We start from the raw sequence: 12,369 nt of genomic DNA, 5'->3' as shown, positions 1-12,369 counted from the left end.
TCATACGAACTCCGTCGCGCTGCTACAGCGGCGACGGACGCCTCATTTCCCGTCTCGAACTATCCCGCCCACACCTGAGGCGGGCGGGATAGCGGCTTTTGTCGTTATTTTGCCGGGAGGCCCATTGACGAGCGATAGGCCGCAAGCTGCTTGTCGCGGCCAAAATCATCGGTCAGCTTGTTCCATCCCTGCGCCACCGTATCGAGCGCCTGCTGGGGCGTTACCTCGCCAGCCAATGCTTTCGACAGCTCGATCTCGAGAATTTCCGTGTAGGAGAAATAACCCGGCAAGCGCATGTCAAGCGCGGTGTTCTTCGCGGTGACGGCATCCTTCTGAGCCCCGAGATATTCCTTGGCCTCACGCGGCGAGAATATCTTCGACCAAAGATCGGCGTTGGTCGTATGCGAGATGCGATACGGGTTGACCCCGGTGCCACCGGTGATCGCCGCTTGTCCTGACACAGCGGGACTGGACAGGAACTTGATATAATCCCAAGCCGCATCCTGATTTTTGGACGAAGCGGGAACAGCCGCCTGCCACCCGCCGAACGCCATAAACGATGTTTGGACGACGTGGTCGAACTTGTCCCACTTCTTGGTCTTGTAGTTCCAGATTTCGTCAGATCCAGGCAGCGATGCCGAGCCGACATTGCCGGCAACCTTGGATTGCTTGGGATCGGCGCCAATAACACCGGTATCACCCCAGCCAATCGACTCCGCCACCTGACCGCCGGCAAACGCCGCATTCACTTCGCCGAACGAGAAATTGAGCGCATTGGGCGGCGCGAGTTTCGACGCCTTTATATATTCTTCCAACCCGCGGACCCAGCCAGGATTGTTGACCTGGGCATCCATCGTGTCCGGATCGAAGAACATGGCACCCGGATTGTCCGGATGGCTTGTATATCCGGCAACATGGCTGAAGAGGAACCAGAATTGCTGTCCGCCGCGGCGGAAAGCCTCTGCCGTACCCCACAGTCCGTTCGCCGGTTGCTGGAAGAATTCAGCGATATCGAGATACTGCTTCCAGGTCTTTGGCGGCGCCAGATCGTAGCCGTACTTGGCCTTGAATGCCGTCTGGTTTTCTGGCTTGTCAAACAGATCGATACGGTATGTATAGGTATGCGCATCGCCGTCCATCGTCTGCGACAGAACCTTGCCATTCCAGACCATCAGCTGTTCGCGATAAACTGGAGCAATATCCTCCCAGTCCGCTCCGGACTGCATAGCCTTGGGCATTTCTGAGAGGTAGTCAGTGAAATCCGGCGCCCAAGCTGGCGCGAAGGCAATCACGTCAAACGTGTCTTCGCCCGATGTCAACGATGTTACGATCTTCGGATAAAGCTCCGACCATGGAAATTCAACGACATTCACTTTGCCGCAGGTTTTCTCCGTCCAGCCCTTGGCCGCAAGCTGCAGCGCGGAGGCGATATATGGTCCGGTCTGCGTCGTCGCTGTCAGGGTGATGCCGGTATAGTCGGGGTCGCAGGCAAGTGCCGATGACGCGCCCGCCATCGCCAGCAGACCCGCAGCCGTAGTACTCAATAGCAATCTTCTCATGTTGTCCTCCCTGGAATTTACGATGATCAGTTATTGTGAATGCTTATTTTATCGCTCCCAAAAGCAGGCCGGAGCGCATCAGCCTGCTCAGAATTCCAGCCATGATAACCATGGGTATGATGGCCACCAAGGCGGCCGCAGAAATCGACCACCATTCATCGCCGCGCTGACTGTTTTGACCCGCGACGAGAATTGGAAGAGTCTGCCATCTGGAGTTCGTCAGAAACAGCGCAAACAAAAATTCGTTCCAGACGAACGCCAACGTGATCATGAACGTCGCTATCAGTCCTGGCTTCGACATTGGCACCACGATGCCAAAGAATATTCTCCACGAGGGAACATTATCCACCATCGCCGCTTCCTCCACTTCGATGGGCAATGCGGCAAAGAAATCGCGCATGAGCCAGATCACGATCGGTAGTGAAAAAGCCACATAGGCGAAGGTCAGTCCGGTATAGGTATCGACGAGCTTGAATCCGAGCTTTCCCATTTCAGTATACATCAGGAACAACGCGAATGCCGCAACGATCGGCGGAAACATGCGTTGGCTGACGAACCAGAAGACAATGTCGTCATTGCCCAAAATGGGACCGGGGAGCCGTATCCGGCTGGAGCCGATCGCGAGAGCGAGGGCTGCGACAAAGGCATAAATGAGCGATGTTGCTTGTCCAAAACCCGCAACATGTCGTCCGAGCAGGTATCCACCGAAAGCCACTACGACGAATATAACGCCCGTCAGAAGTTTGACCTCGAAGGTAAACCTCACGAGGGCGTAGGCTGCCATCGAACCGACCGCTGTCGCGATGACCGAAGCCGAGAGGCCGACAATCGTCGATGCCATGAAGGTATTGTAGAACTGTCCGCGCTGGCCCGACAAAAGTTCACTCCAGGCAGTCAATGTCGGTTCAAAATCGACAAAGGGCAGGTATGTCGGCCCGCCGACAACGCCCAATGGCGATTTGAACGACGTTATTGCCACCCAATAGAGCGGGAAGAACGTAAACGCCAGCCAAAGCAGGCAGCCAGCAAGTGCCCACCAGCGTCCATTCCCCTTCAGATCCCTCACACTCATTTGTGCTTCTCCAGATAGGGCTTCAGGATCGCAAGATAGACGAGGCCAATGACTGTGATGACAATCAGGAACAGGAAGGATAGCGCCGACGTATAACCAAGATTGAACTTCTTGAAGCCTTCCTGGTAGGCGAAAAGCGTCAGGGTTTCGGTTGAAATCCCCGGACCTCCACCGGTCATGACAAACACCGTATCGATGATTTTGTAGCTCTCGATCAGCCGGATAAAGACCACCGCCACCGAAATTGGCAGCATCATCGGGAAGGTGATCCCCCAGAATTGCTGCCATGAGTTGGCATTCTCCAGCGCCGCCGCCTCGTAGACATCATCCGGCAAGGTCTGCAGCCCTGCAAGCAACATGAGCATGACGAAAGGTGTCCATTGCCAAACCTCAACGGAAATAATCGCGCCGATAGCCCATCGCGTCTGTGTCAGGAAAGGCAGGTTGGGAAAGCCGAAAATTGTCATTAGCTCATTGAGCGGACCCATGGTCGGGTTGAGGATTTGCCGCGCGATCAGAGCAACGGCAACTGGCGCTACAAGCATCGGCAGCAAGAAACTGACGCGAAACAGACCCTCGCCCGGAACATTTCGGTTGAGAGCGAGCGCCACGGAGAAACCTATGACGTACTGCAGGGCCACAGAGATGAAGGCGATGATCGTCGTCGTCCACGCGACGTGCCAGAACCTTGGATTCTGCAGAAGCTCGGCATAGTTGCCGAATCCGACGAATCTTGGCGGAATTGGCGGGACGAGCCGCAAGCTCATGAAGCTGGTCGTTAGCGAATAGATCAACGGAAATATGGAAATCACCAGGACGATCAGCAGCGCTGGCCAGATGAAAAAATGCTTGATCGGATCATTTCGAGTCATGCCGCACCGCTGACGCAATAGACTGCGATCCGGAAGCAGGGCACCTCAAAAAACGACATCTCTCTCCTCCCATCAAGGGCCTGACCTTGATGTATCCCCCCGAACTATTTGTAGCGTAATTACGCAATTTTTGTCAGTCAACACAATTCTACCCCGAACGACCGCGAGCAAGCGGTCCGCTCGCATTCCAAATATTCGCTTGCACGCGCACTTTTGTAGTTTTATGTAATTTTACTACAGAACGGAGATTGATACTATCGTGCGCGAACCGGTCGCCTGCCTCGTAGACCCTGTTGCCGGCCGAATGAGCGGCCACACCGGTCGCTATGAAAAACGCTTGAGCGACCTGACCGGAGTCTATGAGAACGCAGACGCACATGCGGCGCTCGTAAAAAGCCTGAATGATCCGGTCGTCTACAGTGTCGAAGATTTTCGACCGGGCTCGCATGCCGGCGATCTTAATTACGGCGTCACCCGCATGAATCCCGGTCGCGTCGGCAAGGAGTTTTTCCTCACGCGTGGCCACATTCACGCGAAGGCGGATCGGCCCGAGATTTATTACGGTCAAAGCGGGCATGGTCTCATGCAATTGGAATCGCCGGAGGGTGAGACGCGCATCATCGAAATCACGGCCCAGACCATCTGCTATGTTCCGCCATACTGGATTCATCGCTCCATCAACATCGGTGAAACGGACCTTGTGATGGTCTTCGCTTACCCTTCCGACAGCGGCCAGGATTACAGCATCATCGAAAAATCAAACGGAATGCGCCATCGTGTTATGAGCAGTGGTGACGGGTGGGAACTCGTGGACAACACCTCTTACAACCCGCGAACAGGCGAAGAGGTCGCTGCGCTCATAAAGAATTATACCTGATCAAAAACCACTCATCTGGAGAACCGTAAGTGACATCTTACTCACCAGCGACGCTGCCCACACTTTACTTCATCGGCGTCACAACCGGCAAAAGCTCCATCATGAAGGTCTTTCCCGCTTGGGCCGAGTATCTCGGGCTTGAAAACGCTGTCATCAAGGGCATCGATTTCAAACTCCATGACGATCCTGCCGCCTACCGCGAGGCTGTGGCGTTCATTCGGGACGACCCCCTTTCACTTGGCGCGTTGGTAACGACCCACAAGATCGATCTCTTCCATGCTTGCCGCGACATGTTCGACACCATCGATCCGCTCGCACAATTGATGGGTGAAACCAGCTGCATTTCCAAACGGGATGGCAGCCTGATCTGTCATGCGAAAGATCCAATTTCGTCTGGTCTTGCCATAGATGGCTTTCTCGGCGAGCAGTATTTTTCCGGCAGTGAAGCTGATCTCTTCTGCATGGGCGCAGGCGGCTCCACAATTGCGATTACATGGCATCTGATGCACCGTTCGCGCGGTGAGGACGTCCCGGGGAGGATACTCGTGTCCGATCGCAGCCAGGAACGGCTGGATGAAATCCGCCGCATTCATGAGCGGATCGAAAGCGTCGTCCCCATAGAGTACGTCCTGACCCCTGGGACTGGAGCCAACGACAATGTCTTACGCAGGCTCAAACCGGGCTCGCTCGTCATCAATGCCACGGGCCTCGGCAAGGATGCACCTGGCTCGCCATTATCCAGCGGCTGCCAATTTTCTGAGCGCTCTGTGGTATGGGACCTCAACTATCGAGGCGATCTGATTTTTCTCGACCAGGCACGCAACCAGCAACGGAGCCGCAATCTGCAGGTTGTGGATGGATGGACCTACTTCCTGCATGGCTGGACGCAGGTAATCGCCGAAGTCTTCAATATTGAAATCCCTGTGGCGGGGCCATCGTTCGACCGGATTTCCGCAATCGCTCTGGAAGCATCGGAGCGCTAGCGATGCATAGAGAAGCAGACGATAACGAAAGGGAGACCCGCTCAGGTCGGAACATCATAGAAATTATTCGCACGATGCGCGCCGAGCTGCGCAAATCCGATCGTAAGGTCGCGGATGTGGTTCTGAAGGACCCCCAGCGGATCCTGAACGCGACAGTGGGCGAGACAGCAACATTTGCCGAGGTCAGTCAGCCTACGGTTCTGCGTTTTGCTATGGCAATCGGGTGCAAAGGTTTTCAGGATTTCAAGATACGGCTCGCGCAAAGCCTGGCTTTTGGTACACCGGCGACCCATTCAGTCTTGCTCGAGACCGATGATCCGGAGACCGTGGCCGAAAAGATCTTCGAGTACACCATGACCAGTCTCGATTGGGCGAGATCACACCTCGACAGGGCAGCGCTGCACAAAGCCATCGATATTCTCGCCAACGCCCGGACTATCGAATTTTTTGGCTTTGGCGCGTCGGGCATCGTTGCGCACGACGCCCAGCAGAAATTTCCACTCTTTGGCGTTCCTTGCGGGGCACAGCTCGATTCGCATCAGCAAATCATGATCGCCTCGATGATGAAGCAGGGCGATGTTGCTTTTGTGATTTCCAATACGGGAACAACCCGTTCCATTATAGAGATTGCCCGTATTGCTCGCGCAAATGGCGCCGCCGTTATTTGTCTGACGGGCTCGGACTCGCCGCTCGCCAGTTACTGTGACGTGGCTTTGATCGTCGAGACTCTTGAGAACACCAATATGTATACGCCGACGATCTCGCGCATCGCAGCGCTCGTCGTGATCGATATTCTTTCGACCAGCGTCGCGATGCGCCGTCCCCTCGAAGATCAAGCACGGTTTCACAATATGAAGCGGCAACTGAGCGATATGCGCAAAGTCCAGACGATTTGATAGCCTGGAGCTAGTGCCCTGGTCCTACGAAGCCATCTCGTAAACGATGCGGTCGCGCCCTTGGTTCTTGGCCCGGTAAAGGCATTCGTCCGCAGCATTGACCAGTTGTTCCAGTGTTTGCCCAGGCTCATGAAACGCAACGCCGATGCTGACCGTCAACGACAATTCGGTCCGGGCGACTTTCCGCGATATGCCTCGAACATCGAGCAGTATGCCGTGCGCCACCCATGATGCTTTGCCATAGTCTGCATCGGCTAGGAAAACTGCAAATTCTTCGCCGCCAAAGCGCGCGCCGACGTCCCGCCGACCCAACCGCTTTCCAATGAGAGTTCCGATCTCTTGTAGCGCATCATCTCCAGCGGCGTGGCCGAACCGATCGTTGACCGACTTGAAGTGATCGGCATCTATATAAAGCACGGCCCCGGCACTGAGAGCAGGATTGTTACCAAGGATCATTTGCTCGACCCGCAGATAAAACTCATGACGCGTTGACAGTCCTGTCATCCCGTCCTTGCGGAATGCGATGTCGAGCTCGTGCGCCATAACCTTCAGGCGATAGTTCAATCCGACCAGAAATGCTCCAAGCGGCCCTCCGACGACGATAACGATAAGCGTTGTTAGAAGGATCGTCTTGTCGAGACTGTCGTAACCGCCGAGCTTGAAGAAGAGGGCAGCCAGGCCATTGGCGAGGACACAGCCGAGACCGAGCAACAGCAGTATCTGCCTGACGGGCGACAAAGCCTCGAACATCGTCATCCAGCGATTGAAAGTGTTCATCGATGCCTTCCAGAGATCCGGTCGGCACTTTATAGGCTCGAACAATGAAAGATGCGGTAAAGACGGCCTTCTACCGCGTTGTCATTCCTGGCCGCCTCAACAGGCATCACACAGGATCCGCCCCCATGACAAGGCCCTCAATGTCATGTTTCTGGGTGACCGGCACGAGTTTGTCGACGACGCGGCAAACGAGATGCTCACGGACTGATAGAGGCAGCGCGTCGAAGTAATTCTGCGTCACCATCAAGTCGTGCAATTCGGCGTGCCCTGCCCCCGGGGCATCGACGCCAAGCACCATGACGGGCCGGGCGATCGGTGAAGCGTGCTCGGTTCCGCGGTGTACCGTCAGCGCCGAACGACAGGATATGTCGCCAAGTTCTGGATATTTCCTGACTGCCCGCTCCTGAAACATCGGCCATATCTCCCTCGAAGGAAACATCTCATGCTTCCACGTCCGTCCATCTTCATACTGAGTGCCAGGCGCAACCTCGAAAGGTCCCATATCTTCCGTCACGTCTACGCCGGTCAGGTTGAACGCCAGCGATGTAATGCGTCGCCCTTCATAAGTCTCGCGCGGAGAAGGAAAATCGCGATGCCATGGCTGGTACTTCGCACCTTGGAATGGCACATCAAAACCAATCTCGACGATCTGATAATCCCTGCCCAAAGCATTCTCGCACATGGCCATGACCCACGGATGTGTGACGAGATCGACAAAGCCGCCAAATTCCTCTGGATGTATCTCGACATACCAGCGCCGCGGCCCGCGACCAACAGCACCGCCCGGCCGCTGAATTGCTGACCAGAAAGCGGTCATCATGTCCTCACGCATATTCTCCGCCCATTCGCGCGAGAACGCGCCCTTCTTGCCAACAATACCGTCGGTTTGCAGGGTATTGAGATCTTTATCGGTATCAGCGCTTACAGTATGCGAAGGGTGTGCGCTCATGGCTTCCTCCAGGAATAGCGTTCTCACTGGCCCAACGATGGGCAATATATTATCAGCTGTCAAAATCTCGGCTGAACAACCGCGCTTAGTTGCCCAACGCATCCTTGATTGTCATCCAGGCATTGTCCTTGGCTTGAATGAGCGGCGGTGAGGCCAATATTTCAGGCGGTTGGCTCCGGCGTTGCCCGTCATGGACCAAGGTCAGCATGCGAATTTCGCCATCGGTAAAATACGGGCTGCCCTCGCCATTGCGGCCATTCAGCGTCGGCCCGACGCCCGAGACCTGATAGATCGTCTCCACCATACCCGCCTGCGTAAGACTATTGGCAAAATAATCACGCTCGGCATCGATATCCGGTGCGATGTCATGCGTTACTTGACCGGTATACTCACTGAATCCCACGCGTTGGTCGAAGGTTGCGGAACCGAGCCACACGGGCCGTTGTTCTACGCCCGTATCGAGCACCTTCCACAAACGAACATGATGTCGCTGCTTTGCACTGCTGCCAACGGGCATTTCGTAAGCGAGGTCCTCGCGGCGGCCTTCATAAAATAGCGGACTGACCGGAGCCTTGTCGTAAGGCCGGTCGAGCATCACGCTTCCAATGATATCAATGCTGGAACGCAAGGTGACAGGATCAGCAGGATACCAGGCACCGGCATGCATGGCACGGATGATGTCCTCACGATTACCTATGAGTCCTACGTTAAGCGGGTCGCCCGGAATGCCGCGTCCAGTCTTCGTCACCATGGGATGATCGGCGAGGCCTGGCTGTCGTTCATAGTGAGTCCAGGCCATTGGAAGAGCCACATACGCCAGCAACAGGTAGACGGCAACGACGATAGCAGCACCGACAAACAGACGCCTCATTTCTTTCTCGCCCCGCCCTATAGTCTCTCGGAACGATCTTAGCGCGATAGCTTTGGAAAGAACATGATCCGGCCGTTCATCACCGGCGCGGCCGTTACTCCATATCTATGGCTTCACCCGCCTTATAAAGGATCGTAAGCCGGCCAGCATCATCAGTGCTGCTACCCTCCCGTTTCCATGCAATAACTCCGTCATGTTGGGAAGCCAGTTCCTTCGCCGCTGACACGGCGAGCTCTTCTGTCCCATGTGCCTGCGGTTCGCCGACAGAATAGAGCGTTCCGGAATCATCTTTATCGAAAACCACGACGGCTATCATGGTGGTGGCTGGTTCGGACATAGCTAGGCTCCACGCTGAGTTGTCGTTTCTTATCAACCAGCCGTTGCCGTGTTTGTTCCGCTAGAACCCGCCATTCGCCACCTAGACCCATTCACCTTTGATTGCCAGAACAACGCCATAAAAAAACGGGCCGGAGCCCGCTTGATTTATCATTGATCCGTTTGGCCCAATCAAGCAGCCTTGATGGCTTCCTCGAGCGTCTTCAGTTGGCCGAGAAGGTCTTCTGCCTTGGCCCGATCTTCGCGGGTTGTCGCGTCTTCGAAGTCTTCCTGGGCGTCCTTTATGCGGTTCTGCAGCTCATCGGCCCTTATATCGGTGACGTGTACTGCCGATTCTGCAAGGAGCGTGCAGCCGTCGGGCGTGATATCGACGAAGCCGCCGAAAACGACGTAACGGTCCAGCTTGCCGTCCGGTGTCTTCACGGCGACGACGCCCGGCTTCACTGTTGCCATCAATGGCGCATGGTGCGCCATGACAGTCATATAACCCTCGGTACCTGGCACGACGACCTCGGTGATCTGCTCCGAAAGAAGCAGACGCTCCGGTGACACGAGTTCGAACTGAAAGGCTTCTGCCATGATATTCACTCAAATCCTGTGGCGAAAGGCGGGCCGCAGCCCGCCATCAGTCGTGCGTTAAGCCGCTTCCGCAGCCAGACGCTGTGCCTTTTCGATCGCCTCGTCGATTGAGCCAACCATGTAGAACGCAGCTTCCGGCAGGTGATCATAATCACCATTGCAAAGACCCTTGAAGCCCTTGATGGTGTCCGCCAGATCGACCAGCTTGCCCGGCGAACCGGTAAAGATTTCAGCGACGAAGAACGGCTGTGACAGGAAGCGTTCGATTTTGCGCGCACGGGCCACAGCAATCTTGTCTTCTTCCGAAAGCTCGTCCATGCCAAGGATGGCGATAATGTCCTGAAGCGACTTGTAGCGCTGCAAGATCGACTGCACCTGACGGGCGGTCTGGTAGTGCTCGTCACCGACGATCAGCGGATCGAGCATGCGCGATGTCGAGTCAAGCGGATCCACAGCCGGGTAAATACCCTTCTCGGAGATCGCGCGGTTGAGAACCGTCGTTGCATCAAGGTGAGCAAATGAAGTCGCAGGTGCAGGATCGGTCAAATCGTCGGCAGGAACGTAAATAGCCTGAACCGATGTGATCGAACCCTTGTGCGTCGTGGTGATGCGTTCCTGCATCTGACCCATATCGGTCGCCAGCGTCGGCTGATAGCCCACGGCGGACGGAATACGGCCAAGCAAAGCGGACACTTCGGAACCGGCCTGCGTAAAGCGGAAGATGTTGTCCACGAAGAACAGAACGTCCTGGCCCTGGTCGCGGAAATGCTCGGCGACAGTCAGACCCGACAGAGCAACACGGGCGCGTGCCCCTGGTGGCTCGTTCATCTGGCCATAGACGAGTGCGGCCTTGGAGCCTTCGCCGCCGCCCTCCTTGTTAACGCCGGATTCGATCATCTCGTGATAAAGGTCGTTACCCTCACGTGTACGTTCACCCACACCGGCGAATACCGAATAACCGCCATGTGCCTTGGCAACGTTGTTGATCAGTTCCATGATGAGAACGGTCTTGCCAACGCCTGCACCACCGAAGAGACCGATCTTGCCGCCGCGTGCATAAGGCGCGAGGAGGTCGACCACCTTAATGCCAGTGACAAGGATCTCGGCTTCGGTCGACTGCTCGACATATGCAGGGGCTGGCTGGTGGATGGCGCGGGAAAGCTTTGTCTTGATCGGGCCTGCTTCGTCGACCGGCTCACCGATGACGTTCATGATGCGGCCGAGCGTTTCCTCGCCGACCGGCACCATGATAGGCGAACCGGTGTCGTACACAACCTGACCGCGGATCAGGCCTTCGGTCGAGTCCATGGCGATCGTGCGCACAGTGTTCTCACCGAGATGCTGAGCAACTTCGAGAACGAGGCGGTTGCCGAGGTTGTCGGTTTCCAGCGCGTTCAGGATCTGCGGCAGAACACCGCCATCGAAGGCCACGTCGACAACGGCGCCGATAACCTGGCTGACGCGGCCGGCAACGCCGGTTGCCTTGAGAGCAGTCTTGGGTGCCGCTGACTTTGTTGCCTTTGCCGGAGCTGCGGCTTTTGCAGCTGGAGCTGCTTTAGCGGTTGCCTTTGGTGCAGCGGCTTTCGCAACCGGCTTCACGGCCTCGGTCTTTGCTGCAGCTGTCTTTGCTGCCGGGGCAGCCTTGGCGGCTGCGGGTGTTTTCGGGGTCGCTGCTTTAGCCATCGATCCTTACCTTCGCGATTAGAGCGCTTCCGCGCCCGAAATAATTTCAATCAGTTCTTTGGTGATCTGGGCTTGACGCTGGCGGTTGTACGACATTGTCAGCTTGTTGATCATGTCACCGGCATTGCGGGTTGCATTGTCCATGGCGGACATACGTGCACCCTGCTCCGATGCCGCGTTTTCAAGGAGAGCGCGGAAAACCTGGACGGAAATATTACGCGGGATCAGATCGCCGAGAATGGCGGCCGGATCCGGCTCATATTCATAAACTGCATCGCCTGCGCTCTCCGGCTCGACATCGCCGATGGCACTGGCCGGAATCAACTGCTGGGCAGTCGGTATCTGGGCGATCACCGACTTGAATTCCGAATAGAACAGCGTGGCAACGTCGAACGCACCTTCATTGAAGAGCGTAATGATCTTGTGTCCGATCTCGTCAGCGTTGACAAAACCAAGCGTTTTGACTTCGCGCAGATTGACGTGATCGATAATGTTCTTGCCGAGATCACGGCGCAGGATATCTGCGCCTTTCTTGCCAACGGTAATGATCTTGACCGTCTTGCCGTCGGCGAGAAGCCGGCGGGTATGATCACGAGCCAGACGCGCGATCTGCGCGTTGAACCCGCCGCAAAGGCCACGTTCAGAAGTGCAGACGACAAGCAGATGCACATCGTCCTTGCCTGTCCCGCTCATCAGCACAGGCGCATCATCGCCATCGACATTGGAAGCGATGTTCGCCAGCACCGCAGCCATGCGCTGCGAATAGGGACGAGCGGCTTCCGCAGCCTCCTGCGCACGACGCAGCTTCGCCGCGGCGACCATTTGCATCGCCTTGGTGATTTTCTGCGTCGCCTTGACCGAGGCGATCCGGTTTCTCAGATCCTTTAACGAAGGCATCCGTTCATCCCGTCCGTA

Annotated in this window: 13 protein-coding genes; 3 read left to right on the top strand and 10 right to left on the bottom strand. The window is 56.1% G+C overall.

From position 1 onward, the window contains the following. Positions 1–104: 104 nt before the first annotated feature. The 3 genes from C7476_RS20440 to C7476_RS20430 are packed head-to-tail and all read right to left on the bottom strand — an operon-like array spanning position 105 to position 3,503. Entirely contained in the window at positions 105–1,559 is a 1,455-nt protein-coding gene (locus C7476_RS20440; RefSeq protein WP_114431711.1) for an extracellular solute-binding protein, read from the bottom strand. A gap of 43 nt (positions 1,560–1,602) precedes the next feature. Further along, a complete protein-coding gene (locus C7476_RS20435; protein ID WP_114431710.1) occupies positions 1,603–2,631 on the bottom strand; it encodes a carbohydrate ABC transporter permease in 1,029 nt (342 codons plus the stop codon). Next, positions 2,628–3,503, bottom strand: coding sequence for a carbohydrate ABC transporter permease (locus tag C7476_RS20430; protein WP_114431709.1), 876 nt, complete (start codon positions 3,501–3,503; stop codon positions 2,628–2,630). The genes C7476_RS20435 and C7476_RS20430 overlap by 4 nt, the downstream gene beginning before the upstream one ends. Positions 3,504–3,807: 304 nt before the next feature. On the opposite strand from C7476_RS20430, the gene C7476_RS20425 reads away from it, so the two are divergent. The 3 genes from C7476_RS20425 to C7476_RS20415 are packed head-to-tail and all read left to right on the top strand — an operon-like array spanning position 3,808 to position 6,259. Beyond that, the gene (locus C7476_RS20425; protein ID WP_181872538.1) at positions 3,808–4,380 is read left to right on the top strand and encodes a glucose-6-phosphate isomerase; all 573 of its coding nucleotides are present in this window, start codon (positions 3,808–3,810) and stop codon (positions 4,378–4,380) included. 29 nt (positions 4,381–4,409) lie between these two features. Continuing rightward, a complete protein-coding gene (locus C7476_RS20420; protein WP_114431707.1) occupies positions 4,410–5,363 on the top strand; it encodes a shikimate dehydrogenase family protein in 954 nt (317 codons plus the stop codon). Positions 5,364–5,365: 2 nt separating this feature from the next. Beyond that, a complete protein-coding gene (locus C7476_RS20415) occupies positions 5,366–6,259 on the top strand; it encodes an SIS domain-containing protein (protein WP_114431706.1) in 894 nt (297 codons plus the stop codon). A gap of 24 nt (positions 6,260–6,283) precedes the next feature. Here the strand turns inward: C7476_RS20415 and C7476_RS20410 are convergent, their stop codons facing one another. The 7 genes from C7476_RS20410 to C7476_RS20375 form a co-directional block, all read right to left on the bottom strand. Continuing rightward, complete coding sequence (locus C7476_RS20410; RefSeq protein ID WP_114431705.1) at positions 6,284–7,036, bottom strand: GGDEF domain-containing protein; 753 nt, start codon at positions 7,034–7,036, stop codon at positions 6,284–6,286. Positions 7,037–7,142: 106 nt separating this feature from the next. After that, positions 7,143–7,985 carry a phytanoyl-CoA dioxygenase family protein gene (locus tag C7476_RS20405; protein ID WP_114431704.1) on the bottom strand — a complete coding sequence of 281 codons (843 nt, stop codon included), beginning with the start codon at positions 7,983–7,985 and terminating at the stop codon, positions 7,143–7,145. Between the two features lie 85 nt (positions 7,986–8,070). Further along, entirely contained in the window at positions 8,071–8,856 is a 786-nt protein-coding gene (locus C7476_RS20400; RefSeq protein ID WP_114431703.1) for an LssY C-terminal domain-containing protein, read from the bottom strand. Between the two features lie 94 nt (positions 8,857–8,950). After that, positions 8,951–9,193 (bottom strand): hypothetical protein, encoded by a 243-nt coding sequence (locus C7476_RS20395; RefSeq protein ID WP_114431702.1) that lies wholly within the window; start codon positions 9,191–9,193, stop codon positions 8,951–8,953. Positions 9,194–9,363: 170 nt separating this feature from the next. Next, positions 9,364–9,771, bottom strand: coding sequence for a F0F1 ATP synthase subunit epsilon (locus C7476_RS20390; RefSeq protein ID WP_114431701.1), 408 nt, complete (start codon positions 9,769–9,771; stop codon positions 9,364–9,366). A 57-nt stretch (positions 9,772–9,828) separates the two neighbouring features. Further along, a complete protein-coding gene (gene atpD, locus C7476_RS20385) occupies positions 9,829–11,454 on the bottom strand; it encodes a F0F1 ATP synthase subunit beta (protein ID WP_181872531.1) in 1,626 nt (541 codons plus the stop codon). 18 nt (positions 11,455–11,472) lie between these two features. After that, a complete protein-coding gene (locus C7476_RS20375) occupies positions 11,473–12,351 on the bottom strand; it encodes a F0F1 ATP synthase subunit gamma (RefSeq protein WP_112532178.1) in 879 nt (292 codons plus the stop codon). Positions 12,352–12,369: the final 18 nt, after the last annotated feature.

Source organism: Phyllobacterium bourgognense (assembly GCF_003337575.1).
GTDB classification, from domain to species: domain Bacteria; phylum Pseudomonadota; class Alphaproteobacteria; order Rhizobiales; family Rhizobiaceae; genus Phyllobacterium; species Phyllobacterium bourgognense.
This window is presented reverse-complemented; position numbering and strand designations above follow the sequence as displayed.